The sequence below is a fragment of the Streptomyces sp. NPDC006012 genome (assembly GCF_042871185.1).
Taxonomy (GTDB): domain Bacteria; phylum Actinomycetota; class Actinomycetes; order Streptomycetales; family Streptomycetaceae; genus Streptomyces.
The window spans coordinates 28,696-41,329 of sequence record NZ_JBIAIE010000005.1; the positions used below are offsets into that span (position 1 = coordinate 28,696).

Annotated in this window: 13 protein-coding genes and 2 pseudogenes; 12 read left to right on the forward strand and 3 right to left on the reverse strand. The window is 72.5% G+C overall.

Features of this window, described 5'->3' with window-relative positions:
- Nucleotides 1-191: 191 nt before the first annotated feature.
- The 6 genes and pseudogenes from ACFYPJ_RS11555 to ACFYPJ_RS11580 all read left to right on the forward strand — a co-directional run bounded on the left by ACFYPJ_RS11555 (nucleotide 192) and on the right by ACFYPJ_RS11580 (nucleotide 5,738).
- The gene (locus ACFYPJ_RS11555) at nucleotides 192-1,334 is read left to right on the forward strand and encodes a segregation and condensation protein A (RefSeq protein WP_389014106.1); all 1,143 of its coding nucleotides are present in this window, start codon (nucleotides 192-194) and stop codon (nucleotides 1,332-1,334) included.
- Nucleotides 1,331-1,978: pseudogene (gene scpB, locus ACFYPJ_RS11560) on the forward strand (SMC-Scp complex subunit ScpB); the annotation flags it as partial. The gene ACFYPJ_RS11555 and the pseudogene scpB, both read left to right, overlap by 4 nt.
- Nucleotides 1,979-1,993: 15 nt before the next feature.
- Nucleotides 1,994-3,064 (forward strand): pseudouridine synthase, encoded by a 1,071-nt coding sequence (locus tag ACFYPJ_RS11565; RefSeq protein ID WP_389014109.1) that lies wholly within the window; start codon nucleotides 1,994-1,996, stop codon nucleotides 3,062-3,064.
- Nucleotides 3,065-3,152: 88 nt separating this feature from the next.
- Nucleotides 3,153-3,872, forward strand: coding sequence for an NUDIX domain-containing protein (locus ACFYPJ_RS11570; protein WP_389014112.1), 720 nt, complete (start codon nucleotides 3,153-3,155; stop codon nucleotides 3,870-3,872).
- Nucleotides 3,869-4,888, forward strand: a complete 1,020-nt coding sequence (locus ACFYPJ_RS11575) for an ADP-ribosylglycohydrolase family protein (RefSeq protein WP_389014115.1) — start codon at nucleotides 3,869-3,871, stop codon at nucleotides 4,886-4,888. The genes ACFYPJ_RS11570 and ACFYPJ_RS11575 overlap by 4 nt, the downstream gene beginning before the upstream one ends.
- 22 nt (nucleotides 4,889-4,910) lie before the next feature.
- Nucleotides 4,911-5,738 carry a DNA polymerase beta superfamily protein gene (locus ACFYPJ_RS11580; protein ID WP_389015069.1) on the forward strand — a complete coding sequence of 276 codons (828 nt, stop codon included), beginning with the start codon at nucleotides 4,911-4,913 and terminating at the stop codon, nucleotides 5,736-5,738.
- A gap of 69 nt (nucleotides 5,739-5,807) precedes the next feature.
- Here the strand turns inward: ACFYPJ_RS11580 and ACFYPJ_RS11585 are convergent.
- Together ACFYPJ_RS11585 and ACFYPJ_RS11590 are read right to left on the reverse strand one after the other, a co-directional pair.
- A pseudogene (locus ACFYPJ_RS11585) lies at nucleotides 5,808-6,407 on the reverse strand (DNA polymerase beta superfamily protein); the annotation flags it as partial.
- A gap of 22 nt (nucleotides 6,408-6,429) precedes the next feature.
- On the reverse strand, nucleotides 6,430-6,906 hold the full coding sequence (locus tag ACFYPJ_RS11590; RefSeq protein ID WP_389014118.1) for a Rieske (2Fe-2S) protein: 477 nt from the start codon (nucleotides 6,904-6,906) through the stop codon (nucleotides 6,430-6,432).
- A gap of 303 nt (nucleotides 6,907-7,209) precedes the next feature.
- On the opposite strand from ACFYPJ_RS11590, the gene ACFYPJ_RS11595 reads away from it, so the two are divergent.
- From ACFYPJ_RS11595 to der, 6 genes are all read left to right on the forward strand, one after another.
- On the forward strand, nucleotides 7,210-7,479 hold the full coding sequence (locus ACFYPJ_RS11595; RefSeq protein WP_389014121.1) for a hypothetical protein: 270 nt from the start codon (nucleotides 7,210-7,212) through the stop codon (nucleotides 7,477-7,479).
- 57 nt (nucleotides 7,480-7,536) lie between these two features.
- Nucleotides 7,537-7,899, forward strand: coding sequence for a chorismate mutase (aroH, locus tag ACFYPJ_RS11600; protein ID WP_389014124.1), 363 nt, complete (start codon nucleotides 7,537-7,539; stop codon nucleotides 7,897-7,899).
- A complete protein-coding gene (locus ACFYPJ_RS11605) occupies nucleotides 7,896-8,990 on the forward strand; it encodes a prephenate dehydrogenase (RefSeq protein WP_389014126.1) in 1,095 nt (364 codons plus the stop codon). The genes aroH and ACFYPJ_RS11605 overlap by 4 nt, the downstream gene beginning before the upstream one ends.
- Before the next feature lie 90 nt (nucleotides 8,991-9,080).
- On the forward strand, nucleotides 9,081-9,761 hold the full coding sequence (cmk, locus tag ACFYPJ_RS11610; RefSeq protein ID WP_389014129.1) for a (d)CMP kinase: 681 nt from the start codon (nucleotides 9,081-9,083) through the stop codon (nucleotides 9,759-9,761).
- Entirely contained in the window at nucleotides 9,719-10,456 is a 738-nt protein-coding gene (locus ACFYPJ_RS11615; protein WP_389014132.1) for a lysophospholipid acyltransferase family protein, read from the forward strand. Before cmk ends, ACFYPJ_RS11615 begins: the two co-directional genes overlap by 43 nt.
- Nucleotides 10,457-10,513: 57 nt before the next feature.
- On the forward strand, nucleotides 10,514-11,998 hold the full coding sequence (gene der / locus ACFYPJ_RS11620) for a ribosome biogenesis GTPase Der (protein WP_389014135.1): 1,485 nt from the start codon (nucleotides 10,514-10,516) through the stop codon (nucleotides 11,996-11,998).
- Between the two features lie 63 nt (nucleotides 11,999-12,061).
- Here der and ACFYPJ_RS11625 read toward each other — a convergent pair whose 3' ends face one another.
- Nucleotides 12,062-12,538, reverse strand: coding sequence for a hypothetical protein (locus ACFYPJ_RS11625; protein WP_389014138.1), 477 nt, complete (start codon nucleotides 12,536-12,538; stop codon nucleotides 12,062-12,064).
- Nucleotides 12,539-12,634 lie beyond the last annotated feature (96 nt).

Below are 12,634 nucleotides of genomic sequence, written 5' to 3' on the forward strand. Positions count from 1 at the left end.
CCTTCGTCCGCGGGCCGGTCGTGGTGTGTTGCGGGGTTCCCCGCGCCCCGGTGGGGGTGGTGAGCGGGTGGTTGTTGTTCTTTGCGTGCGGGTTGGTCGTGGTTCGTCGCACAGTTTCCCGCGCCTCTTTGGGGTGCCGCCGGTCCGTGGCTGACCTGGTTCGGGGGGTTTGGCGATAGCCTGCGGGAGCCATGACCTCGAATGTCCCCTCCTCCCGCGGCGCGTCCGCCGGCCGTCGGCGTTCGCTGGGCCGGGGCCCGGGCGCCGTGCCGTCGGCTCCGCCGGACGAGCCGCCCGTGGCGACCGTCCCGGCTCCCGAGCCGGAGAACTCCGGGCCCATCGCCCTTGGCCGGGCCGCCGGCGCCGAGCCGGACGATGCCGCTGCCGAGCCGAAGGACGCCGCAGCGGGTGCGGACGGCGCGGAGGCCGTCGTACCGGAGGCCGTGGCCGTCGCGGCGGGCGCCGGGGCTGCTGAGGCTGAGGGGGACGAGGGGGCTGAAGGGGGCGACGGGACTGAGCAGCCGGACGGTGTCTTCAAGGTCCGCCTCGCCAACTTCGAGGGGCCCTTCGACCTGCTGCTCCAGCTGATCTCGAAGCACAAGCTCGACGTCACCGAGGTGGCGCTCTCCAAGGTCACCGACGAGTTCATGGCGCACATCAGGGCGATGGGGCCGGACTGGGACCTGGACCAGACGACCGAGTTCCTGGTCGTGGCCGCCACCCTGCTCGACCTGAAGGCGGCCCGGCTGCTGCCCGTCGCCGAGGTCGAGGACGAGGCCGACCTCGCCCTGCTGGAGGCCCGCGACCTGTTGTTCGCCCGGCTGCTCCAGTACCGCGCCTACAAACGGATCGCCGACATCTTCAACGGCCGCCTCGACGCGGAGGCCCTGCGCCACCCTCGTACCGTGGGCCTCGAACCGCACCACGCCGAGCTGCTGCCCGAGGTCGTCATCAGCATCGGACCCGAGGGTTTCGCCCGGCTCGCGGTCAAGGCGATGCAGCCCAGGCCGAAGCCCCAGGTGTACGTCGACCACATCCACGCACCGCTGGTCAGCGTGCAGGAACAGGCCCAGATCGTGGTCGCCCGGCTCCGGGACCTGGGCGAGGCCGGCTTCCGGGCGCTGGTCGAGGACACGGACGACACACTGACCGTCGTCGCCCGCTTCCTCGCGCTGCTGGAGCTGTACCGCGAGAAGGCCGTCGCACTCGACCAGGAGACCGCTCTCGGCGAGCTGATCGTGCGCTGGACCGGCGGCGACGGCGAGGACGCTCCGACCGTGACGGACGAGTTCGACCGGCCGCCCGAGGAGCCCAAGGAGGAGAAGAAGGCGTGAGCGAGGACACCACCGGGCTCCCGGCGGGCGCGTCCACCGTCGCGGACCTCGACCTCAGGCCCGCCCTGGAGGCGGTCCTCATGGTCGTGGACGAGCCCGCGACCGAGGAGCACCTGGCCAAGATCCTGCAGCGGCCCAAGCGGCAGATCGGGGACGCGCTGCGGGCGCTGGCCGACGAGTACACCGTGCAGGGCCGCGGCTTCGAGCTGCGGCTCGTCGCGGGCGGCTGGCGCTTCTCCACCCGTCCCGAGTACGCGGCCGCCGTCGAGGGCTTCGTCCTGGACGGCCAGCAGGCCCGGCTCACCCAGGCCGCGCTGGAGACCCTGGCCGTGGTCGCCTACCGCCAGCCGGTCAGCCGCAGCCGGGTCTCGGCCGTGCGCGGCGTCAACTGCGACGGCGTGATGCGCACCCTCCTGCAGCGCGGGCTGATCGAGGAGGCGGGCGCGGAACCCGAAACAGGTGCGATCCTGTACAGGACGACGAACTACTTCCTGGAGCGGATGGGCCTGCGCGGCCTGGACGAGCTACCGGAACTCGCGCCCTTCCTCCCGGAGGCTGAGGCGATCGAGGCCGACACCCTGGAGGGCGTCCCGTCGTTCGACCCGGACGCTCCCGATGCGCCCGGCGGTCAGGACGCAGACGACTAAGACGGAATTTTGATGCGAAGCAGCGGCAGCGGCAGCGGCAGGAACAGCGGGCGCGGCAACCAACGCGGTGCCGGCAACAACAGGGACGACCGGCAGGGGCAGGGCCGTCCCCGCAAGCCCCGCCCCGAGGAGCGCCGCTACGACGTCGGCCCCGGCGCGACGAAGGACGGCCCCAAGTCCGGGCGCGGCGGTGCCGCGCGCGGTGGCGCCAAGGGCGGGCCCAGGCAGGCCCAGCAGGGCGGCGGGCGTACGGCCCCGGGACGTTCCCGTGAGTACGAGACGCAGGCCGAGGAGCGCAACCGGGACCGGTACGCCGGCACGAAGGACGTCAAGCCGCCCAAGACCTTCCCGGGCGCGGAGCAGGAGGGCGAGCGGCTGCAGAAGGTCCTCGCCCGCGCGGGCTACGGCTCCCGGCGGGCCTGCGAGGAGCTGATCGACCAGGCCCGTGTCGAGGTCAACGGGGAGATCGTCACCGAGCAGGGCAAGCGGGTCGACCCGGACAAGGACGAGGTCAGGGTCGACGGGCTGACCGTCGCCACGCAGTCGTACCAGTTCTTCTCGCTCAACAAGCCCGCCGGCGTGGTGGCCACGATGGAGGACCCCGAGGGCCGCCAGTGCCTCGGCGACTACGTCACCAACCGGGAGACCAGGCTCTTTCACGTGGGCCGGCTCGACACCGAGACCGAGGGCATCATCCTGCTCACCAACCACGGCGAGCTGGCGCACCGGCTGACCCACCCCAAGTACGGCGTGAAGAAGACCTACCTCGCGCACATCGTGGGCCCGATCCCGCGCGACCTGGGCAAGCAGCTCAAGGACGGCATCCAACTGGAGGACGGGTACGCGCGCGCGGACCACTTCCGGGTCGTCGAGCAGACCGGCAAGAACTACCTGGTCGAGGTCACGCTGCACGAGGGCCGCAAGCACATCGTGCGGCGCATGCTCGCCGAGGCGGGCTTCCCGGTCGACAAGCTGGTGCGGGTCGCCTTCGGACCGATCACCCTGGGCAACCAGAAGTCGGGGTGGCTGCGCCGTCTGTCGAACACCGAGGTCGGGATGCTGATGCAGGAAGTCGACCTCTGAGGACTTCCGCACGCTGAAGGCCGCTGAGGGCTTGTGCACCGAACACCCCTTCTTTATAGTCTCTCTGACTATAAAGAAGGGGTGTTCCGTGCGGGGCTACGACAAGAACGCGTACGAACCCTTCGCCGTCACCGTCGACCTGGCCGTGCTGACCGTCCGCGACGGCGCCCTGTGGGTGCTGCTCGTCGAGCGCGGGCAGCAGCCGTACGCCGGCCACTGGGCGCTGCCCGGCGGCTTCCTGCTGCCCGACGAGTCGGCGGAGACCGCCGCCCGGCGCGAACTGGCCGAGGAGACCGGCCTCGACGACGCCACCGGGCCGCACCTGGAACAACTGCGCACTTACAGCGAGCCCGGACGGGATCCGCGGATGCGGGTCGTCTCGGTCGCCTTCACCGCGCTGCTGCCCGACGCGCCCGAACCACGCGGCGGCGGCGACGCCGCCCAGGCGCGCTGGCTGCCGTACGACACCGCCCCGCCGCTCGCCTTCGACCACGGCCGGATCCTGGCCGACGCCCGGGACCGGGTCGGCGCCCGGCTCGAACACACCTGTGCCGCCACCGCCTTCTGCCCGGCCGCCTTCACCCTCGGCGAGCTGCAGCAGGTCTACGAGGCGGTCTGGGGCGTCCCGCTCGACCGGCCCAACTTCCGCCGCAAGGCACTGGCCGTGCCCGGCTTCGTCGAACCGGCCTCCGGCGCCGCCCGGCTGACCGGGGGCCGCGGCAAACCGGCCGCCCTCTACCGCGCGGGCGGCGCCACCGCCCTGCACCCACCGCTGCTGCGACCGTCCAGGGAAGGACGCCCCGCATGACCGACGTCGTCTCCAAACAAGCCGCCACCGGATCCCTGCTGGGCCTCGCCCTCGGGGACGCGCTCGGCTTCCCCACCGAGTTCAACGACGTCCCGTCGATCCTCGCCAACTGCGGGCCCTGGCGGGAGATGGAACTGCCGCGACAGGCCTTCGTCTCGGACGACACGCAGATGACGCTCGCCCTGGGACGCGGGCTGCGCAGCGCCATGGACCGCGGGGTGCTCGCGCCGAAGCGCCTGGAGCGGCCGCTGCGCGAGGAGTTCGTCGACTGGTACCAGTCACCGGAGAACAACCGGGCCCCGGGCCGCACCTGCCTGACCGCGTGCAACCTGCTGAAGGAGGAGGGGCGGGCCTGGCAGGAGGCCAGCCAGACCGGCTCCAAGGGCTGCGGCGCCAACATGCGGGTGGCACCCGTCGGGCTCGCCCCGGGCCTGAGCGACGAACAGCGGGCCGGCGCCGCCCAGTTGCAGGCCGCGCTCACCCACGGGCACCCGACGGCCCTGGCCGCCTCCGACCTCACCGCCCACGCCGTACGGCTGCTCGCCCAGGGCACCGGGCCGGCCGCACTGCTCGATCGTCTGCGCGCGTACGCCCACGACAACCGCACCCGCTACCACCACAGCTGGCTCGGCGACCTGTGGACCCGCACCGGGGACCCCACGCCCGAGGACTTCGCCGCGCGCGGCTGGGACGAGTGCCTGGCGGTCCTCGACCGGCTCCGGGACGCTCTGCGCACGCCCGCGCCGGAGGACGACCCGTGCCTGGCCACCGGGGCCGGCTGGATCGCCGAGGAGGCCCTGGCGACCGGCCTGCTGTGCTTTCTGATCTTCCCCGAGGAGCCGGTGACCGCGCTGCGCCGTGCGGCCTGCTCCAGTGGCGATTCCGACTCCATCGCCTGCCTCACCGGGGCCTTCGCGGGCGCCTGGCTGGGGGCGGACGCCTGGCCGGCCGAGTGGGCGGACCGGATCGAGTACCACAGCGACCTGCTGACCCTCGGCGCGCTCTGGGACGATTAGGCCCGTGATCGACATACCCGGCATGGACCTGACCACCGTGGTCGCCGAACAGCCCGACCCCCTGCTGTTCGCCACGGTCTCCGGCGCACACCTCTACGGCTTCCCGTCCGAGGACTCCGACCTGGACCTGCGCGGGGTGCACCTGCTGCCCGCCGCCGCACTGGTGGGGCTGCACGAGCCCGTGGAGACCCGGTCGAGGACCTGGGACCGGTACGGCGTCGAGCTGGACCTCGTCACCCACGACCTGCGCAAGTTCGTCCGGCTGATGCTGCGCCGCAACGGCTATGTGCTGGAGCAGCTGCTCTCGCCGCTCGTCGTGCACACCGGTGACGCGCACCGGGAGCTGATCGCGCTCGCCCCCGGTGTCCTGACCAGCCATCACGCCCACCACTACCGGGGGTTCGCGGTGACCCAGTGGCGGCTGTTCGAGGAGACCGGCGAACTCAAGCCGCTGCTCTACACCTTCCGGGTGCTGCTCACCGGCATCCAACTGATGCGCAGTGGCGAGGTGCAGGCCCACCTGCCCACGCTCCTCGCGGACCTGGGTGCCGAGGCGCCCCGGTGCCTGCCCGACCTGATCGCCGCCAAGGCGCGGCACGAGCACGGGGACGCCGACGTCGACCACGCGCGCGTGGCGGCCGACGTGGAGCGGCTGCACGCCGTGCTCGACGAGGCGCAGGCCGCCTCAGCGCTGCCCGCCGCGCCCAGTGCTCACGACGCCCTGCACGACTTCGTGGTGCGTGTCCGGCTGGACGGTGCCGGTCCTGTCGGTTCCAGTTCCTTCGGTTCCGGTCCCGACGGTTCCGGTCCTGTCGGCGCCGACCCCGGCGGCGTCCGCGCGCAGGGCTGAGGCGCGGCGTGCCCGGAACAGGAAGTCCGCGATGCGGCGGCGGTCCGGCTCCAGCGGCAACGGGGTGCCCGGCGCGGCCCGCTCGGTCTCCGCGGCCAGCCGGGCCATCCGCGCCTCGACCTCCGGCCACGGGACCTCGCCGCGCTTCACCGCCAGCAGGGACGCGCGCTCGTCACCGACCTCGATCGTCAGCGCCCCGGTGCGCAGCAGATCGCGCGCGGTGGTGAGCAGCCGCAGCAGGTGCATGGCGTGCTTCCAGCGCGGGGCGCCGAGCCGGTGCAGATCGGCTTCGATTTTCTTGCGCTGGCCCAGGGCGTACCGGGTGAACGAGTCGTACACCCGTCGGGAGAGGAATGCCCCGCGCAGCGCCAGCAGTTCGCGGCCCGTGTCGTCCGCGTGCTCCACCAGCGGCGAGTGCAGGCACTCCAGGGCGTTCGGGTTCGCGCGCAGCGCCAGCTCGCAGAAGCGCTCCAGCTCCCAGCTGAACTGTTCCGGCGCCGGGCCCGTCACATGGGTCGGCGGCTTGTCGAAGTGCCAGAACAGGGGAGTGGGCGCGAGGAACACACCGCGCCGGTCGGTGTCACTGGTGTCCGTCGCCAGTCCGAAGGCGTGCGAACCCATGACGCAGGCGTAGATCGTGTGGCCGCGTACCAGGTCCTGGGGTTGCATGCCCGGGAGAGTACGCGTCCGCTCACGCCAGGCGGATCGAATTTCCCTCCACCTTGATCGGCTCGGTGGGCAGCGGCCGGGTCGCCGGGCCGTGCGCCACCGAGCCGTCGGCGATGTCGAACCGGCTGCCGTGGCAGGGGCAGTCGATGGTCCCGTCGGTCACCCTGTCGACCGTGCAGCCCTGGTGGGTGCAGACCGCCGAGAACGCCTTGAAGTCGTTCCGCGTCGGCTGGGTGACCACGACCCTCTGTTCGGCGAAGACCTTGCCGCCGCCGACCGGGATGTCGCTGGTGCGTGCCAGCTCCTTCGCCGCGACGCCGCTCGGGGACGCGGAGGCGCCCGTGGGACTGCCGGATCCCGCAGGGGGAGTCGTTCTGTAGGCGGCGGAGGTGGAGGCGGCCGAGGACGATCCGCTCTCACTGCCGCAGCCCACCGCGGTCGCGGCGATCGCGGCCGCGCCCGTGGTCAGAATCGTGCGGCGCGTCGAGTCGTGGGTCATGTCGTCGCTCCGTGCGTCATGTCGTCACTCCGAACGTGCGGATGGACCGGGCAGCAGCCGGGTCGTGGGGGGAGTCGCTCCGAGCGGAGCACAGCACCAGCATCTTGGCACCGAAGGCACACCTGAAGCCGTAATTCATGATGAAGCCCAGCAAAAACCGTATTTCATGCACCTGATAGCCCAACCCGTACGGAACGCACCCGCCGCGGCACCCCGAGTAGCGCGGGCGGGCGATCCACGTGACATTGGCGGTCTGGAGGTCGGGTACGCACCGGCACCCGGCCGCGCGCGAAAGGCGGGACCATGGCGGCTCACGATCCCGGCAGCCTGCTCGGCGGACTCCTCGGCCAGGAGGGCGACGACGGCCCTCCGCCCGGCGGTGCCCTCGGCGTCCTGCTCTCCGCCGCCGGCGGGGCCCAGCGCGACGACGCGGCCAACCCGCTGTGCGGCCTGCTCGACGTACTCGCCAGGTCCGAGCCGGCCGGGCCGCCCGCCCGGGCCCCGGACCGGCCCGACACCGGAACGGATCCGTCTCAGGGGCCGGGCGCCCGGCCCCCGGCGGACGGCGGCTGACTAGGCTGGACGGACCAAGAGCCGGACAGGCACCTCATCACAGCAAGGAGCAGCGCCGTGGCGGTACGAGCGGTTCGGGGGGCCGTCCAGCTGGAACGCGACGAGGCCGGCCACATGGACGAGCAGGTCCGGGACCTGCTCACCGCCCTCCTGGAGCGGAACGGACTGACTGCCGACGAGCTGATCAGCATCTGGTTCACCGCCACCCCCGACCTGCACAGCGACTTCCCGGCGGCCGCCGCGCGGGGGCTCGGCATCGTCGACGTACCGCTGATCTGCGCCCAGGAACTGGACGTCACGGGCGCCATGCCCCGGGTGGTCCGGGTCCTCGCGCACATCGAGACCGACCGGCCCCGCTCCCATCTCGTCCATGTCTACCTCGGTGCCGCCGCCGCCCTGCGCAAGGACATCGCCCAGTGAGGACCGCACTCGTCATCGGCACCGGGCTCATCGGCACCTCCGCCGCACTCGCCCTGACCCGGCGGGGCGTCGTCGTCCACCTCAGCGACCACGACCCCCAGCGGGCGCGGACCGCCGCCGCCCTCGGCGCCGGCACCGACGAGGCCCCGGACGGCCCGGTCGACCTGGCGATCGTCGCCGCCCCGCCCGCCCACGTGGCCGCCGTCCTCGCGGACGCCATGCGCCGCGGCGTCGCCCGCGGCTACCTCGACGTGGCCAGCATCAAGGGCGGCCCGCGCCGCGAACTTCAGGCGCAGGGCCTCGACGAGGCCGTCCTCGCCCAGTACATCGGCACCCACCCCATGTCGGGCCGCGAGAAATCCGGCCCGCTGGCGGCGACGGAAGACCTGTTCGAGGGCCGGCCGTGGGTGCTGACGCCCACCCGCGACACCGACACCGAGGTGCTGAACCTCGCCCTGGAGCTGGTCTCGCACTGCCGGGCGGTGCCGGTCGTGATGGACGCGGACGCCCACGACCGGGCCGTGGCCCTGGTCTCCCACATGCCCCAGCTCCTCTCCAGCATGGTGGCCGCCCGCCTGGAGCACGCCGAGGAAGCCGCTGTGCGCCTGTGCGGGCAGGGCATCAGGGACGTGACCCGGATCGCCGCCTCCGAACCGGCGATGTGGATCGACATCCTGTCCGCGAACCCCGGGCCGGTCGCCGATCTGCTCGCCGACGTCTCCGCCGACCTCGACGAGACCGTCCGCGCCCTGCGCGCCCTGCAGTCCTCGGACGAGACGAAGCGGCGCGCGGGCAGCGCGGGCGTCGAGGATGTGCTGCGGCGCGGCAACGCGGGCCAGGTCCGGGTGCCCGGCAAGCACGGCAGCGCGCCGCGCGTGTACGAGACGGTCGCGGTCCTCATCGACGACCAGCCCGGCCAGCTGGCCCGTATCTTCGCCGACGCGGGCCGGGCGGGCGTCAACATCGAGGACGTCCGGATCGAGCACGCGACCGGTCAGCAGGCGGGTCTGGTCCAGCTGATGGTGGAGCCCAAGGCGGTGCCCCTGCTGACGGCGGCCCTGCGGGAGCGGGGCTGGGCGGTCCGGCAGTAGGCGGCCGGACGAGTGACATTCACCCAGTAACCTTGTCCAGGGCGGTATCACGCCCCGTCCCGCACCCTGGACCAGGAAGGCGTCCTCACCGTGGAAAGCGCTCAGCCCGTCGTCGTCGCGATCGACGGCCCCTCCGGCACGGGCAAGTCGAGCACCTCGAAGGCCGTGGCCGCCCAGCTCGGCATGAGCTATCTGGACACCGGTGCCCAGTACCGGGCCATCACCTGGTGGATGGTGCACCACGGGATCGACGTGGCGGACCCCTCCGCGATCGCCGCCGTGGCCGGCAAGCCGGAGATCGTCTCGGGCACCGACCCGGCCGAGCCCACGATCTTGGTGGACGGTGTCGACGTGGCCGGACCGATCCGTACCGACGAGGTCACCGCCAAGGTGAGCGCCGTCAGCGCGGTGCCCGAGGTGCGCGCCCGGATCACCGAGCTGCAGCGCTCGCTGGCCGGCTCGGCGGAGCGCGGCATCGTGGTCGAGGGCCGCGACATCGGTACGACCGTGCTGCCCGACGCCGACGTGAAGGTGTTCCTGACCGCCTCGGCCGAGGCGCGCGCCGCCCGGCGCAGCGGTGAACTGCAGGGTGCCGACGTGCACTCCACCCGCGACGCGCTGCTGAAGCGGGACGCCGCGGACTCCAGCCGGAAGACCTCACCGTTCGTGAAGGCGGGCGACGCGCTGGAGGTGGACACCACGGAACTCACGCTGGCGCAGGTCATCGAGTGCGTCGTCATGCTCGTCGAGGAGAAGCGGGCCGGGAAGTGAGCGCAGCACCCGCGGATGGGGCACCCTCGCTCCGGGGGGCCGAGACCGGACGGCGCATCGGCGTCGGGCTGATGTACGGGCTGTGGCGGCCGCGGGTGCTCGGCGCCTGGAAGGTGCCCGCGAGCGGCCCGGTGATCCTCGCGGTCAACCACTCCCACAACGTCGACGGGCCGATGGTCCTGGGCGTGGCACCCCGGCCGATGCACTTCCTGATCAAGAAAGAGGCGTTCGTCGGCCCGCTCGGCACCTTCCTGACCGGCATCGGCCAGCTCCAGGTGGACCGTACTGCCATCGACCGCACGGCGATCACCCGGGCGCTCGGCGTGCTGACGGACGGCGGCGTGCTGGGCATCTTCCCGGAAGGCACCCGGGGCGAGGGTGACTTCGCTTCGCTGCGCGCCGGGCTCGCCTACTTCGCCGTCCGCAGCGGGGCGCCGATCGTGCCGGTCGCCGTCCTGGGCAGCGCCGAACGCCGGGGACGGCTGATCGGCGCGCTGCCCCCGCTGCGCTCCCGGGTCGACGTCGTCTTCGGCGACCCGTTCCAGGCGGTCGAAGCGGCGGCGGGTGGGGACGCGGCCGGCGGGCGGCGCACCCGCAAGGTGCTCGACGCGGCCACCGAGCACATCCGCAAGCAGCTCACCGCACACCTGGAGAACGCCAGACGCCTCACCGGGCGCCGGGCGACACCCGAGTAGTGGATCTCCGCCCGCGCGGGTTCCACCGATCACCACGATGAACGAGGTACGGACTTCATGAACGACCAGATCCAGCCCGACGGCTCGGCCGAGCACGAGTACGAGCACGGTGCGCTCGGCGACGTCGAGTACACGGAGTTCATGGAGCTCGCCGCGGAAGAGGGCTTCGACGTCGAGGACGTCGAGGGCGCCATCGAGGAGGCGGGCCACGGCCCGCTGCCCGTGCTCGCCGTCGTCGGCCGCCCCAACGTCGGCAAGTCGACTCTGGTGAACCGGATCATCGGCCGCCGCGAGGCGGTCGTCGAGGACCGGCCCGGCGTCACCCGGGACCGGGTCACCTACGAGGCGGAGTGGGCGGGCCGCCGGTTCAAGGTCGTCGACACCGGCGGCTGGGAACAGGACGTCCTCGGCATCGACGCGTCCGTCGCCGCGCAGGCCGAGTACGCGATTGAGGCGTCCGACGCGGTCGTCTTCGTGGTCGACGCCAAGGTCGGCGCGACCGACACCGACGAGGCGGTGGTACGGCTGCTGCGCAAGGCGGGCAAGCCGGTCGTGCTGTGCGCCAACAAGGTCGACGGTCCGAGCGGTGAGGCCGACGCCACCTACCTGTGGGCGCTCGGCCTCGGTGAGCCGCACCCGGTCTCGGCGCTGCACGGCCGCGGCACCGGCGACATGCTGGACGCCGTCCTCGAAGCGCTGCCCGAGGCGCCGCGCGAGAGCTTCGGCGGGAGCGGCATCGGGGGCCCGCGCCGGGTCGCCCTGATCGGCCGCCCGAATGTCGGCAAGTCGTCACTGCTGAACCAGGTGGCCGGTGAGGACCGTGTGGTCGTCGACGCACTCGCGGGCACCACCCGCGACCCGGTCGACGAGTTGATCGAACTCGGCGGCACGACGTGGCGGTTTGTCGACACGGCCGGTATCCGCAAGCGGGTCCACCTCCAGCAGGGCGCCGACTACTACGCCTCGCTGCGCACCGCGGCGGCGGTGGAGAAGGCGGAGGTCGCCATCATCCTGATCGACGCCGCCGAGAGCATCTCCGTACAGGACCAGCGCATCGTCACCATGGCCGTCGAGGCGGGCCGGGCGATCGTCGTCGCCTACAACAAGTGGGACACCCTCGACGAGGAGCGCCGCTACTACCTGGAACGGGAGATCGAGACCGAGCTGGCCCAGGTCGCCTGGGCGCCCCGGGTGAACGTCTCGGCGCGCACCGGCCGGCACATGGAGAAGCTGGTCCCGGCGATCGAGACGGCCCTGGCGGGCTGGGAGACCCGGGTGCCGACCGGCCGCCTCAACGCCTTCCTCGGCGAACTGGTCGCGGCGCATCCGCACCCGATCCGCGGCGGAAAGCAGCCGCGCATCCTGTTCGGCACCCAGGCCGGCACCAAGCCCCCGCGGTTCGTGCTGTTCGCGTCCGGTTTCATCGAGGCGGGTTACCGGCGCTTCGTCGAGCGCAGGCTGCGTGAGGAGTTCGGCTTCGAGGGGACGCCGATCCACATCTCGGTGCGGGTCCGCGAGAAGCGCGGCGCGAAGAAGAAGTAGCGCGCAGCCGCTCGGAACGGCGAAAGGGCGGCCCGACGGGGCCGCCCTTTCGCCGTCCTGCGGTCATGCTCCCCGGCGCGGACCGGGCGGCAGCGCCGCCGGCACATGGTGCATCCCGGTGTCGTGCCGCCCCAGCGACCCGACCCGCTGCCACTGCGTCTGCTGCTGACCGGTGCCGTGCCGGGCACTGTAGGCCCCCGCGCTGTACGCGGTGTACGCGTTCGAGCCGTACGAACCCGTGCCATAGGAGCCCGTGCCGTACGAACCCGCGCTGTACGAACCCGTGCCATAGGACCCCGTGCCGTACGAGCCCGTCTCGTGCGCGCCGGCGCCGTGCGGGGTGAACCCGAAGGCGACGAACTTCATCTCCTCCTCGCCGCTGCGGTCGCCCGGCAGTGCCCGGAAGGTCTTGAGCCACTCCGCGACGATCGCGTCGTAGATGGGGGTGGCCGAGGGGCTGCCGAGGGAGTCCTGGCTCGCCCTGGCGGACGGCACGGGGGTGAAGGACGGGCGGCGGGGATGAACGTCGTATGCGTGCACGTATGTCCAAACGACCCGGAGTCGCTCGGGATGCGGCCCGGCGGTGCGGCATTGGGGGTACGCAAAACCGCGCGACGAGCCGCGCACTACCTGCGG

Coding starts and splice junctions, on each gene's coding strand:
- ACFYPJ_RS11565 (WP_389014109.1), top strand. CDS start 1,994: ATGCGAAGCAGCGGCAGCGGCAGCGGCAGGAACAGCGGGCGCGGCAAC.
- der (WP_389014135.1), top strand. CDS start 10,514: ATGAACGACCAGATCCAGCCCGACGGCTCGGCCGAGCACGAGTACGAG.
- ACFYPJ_RS11595 (WP_389014121.1), top strand. CDS start 7,210: ATGGCGGCTCACGATCCCGGCAGCCTGCTCGGCGGACTCCTCGGCCAG.
- ACFYPJ_RS11590 (WP_389014118.1), bottom strand. CDS start 6,906: ATGACCCACGACTCGACGCGCCGCACGATTCTGACCACGGGCGCGGCC.
- ACFYPJ_RS11580 (WP_389015069.1), top strand. CDS start 4,911: ATGGACCTGACCACCGTGGTCGCCGAACAGCCCGACCCCCTGCTGTTC.
- ACFYPJ_RS11555 (WP_389014106.1), top strand. CDS start 192: ATGACCTCGAATGTCCCCTCCTCCCGCGGCGCGTCCGCCGGCCGTCGG.
- ACFYPJ_RS11575 (WP_389014115.1), top strand. CDS start 3,869: ATGACCGACGTCGTCTCCAAACAAGCCGCCACCGGATCCCTGCTGGGC.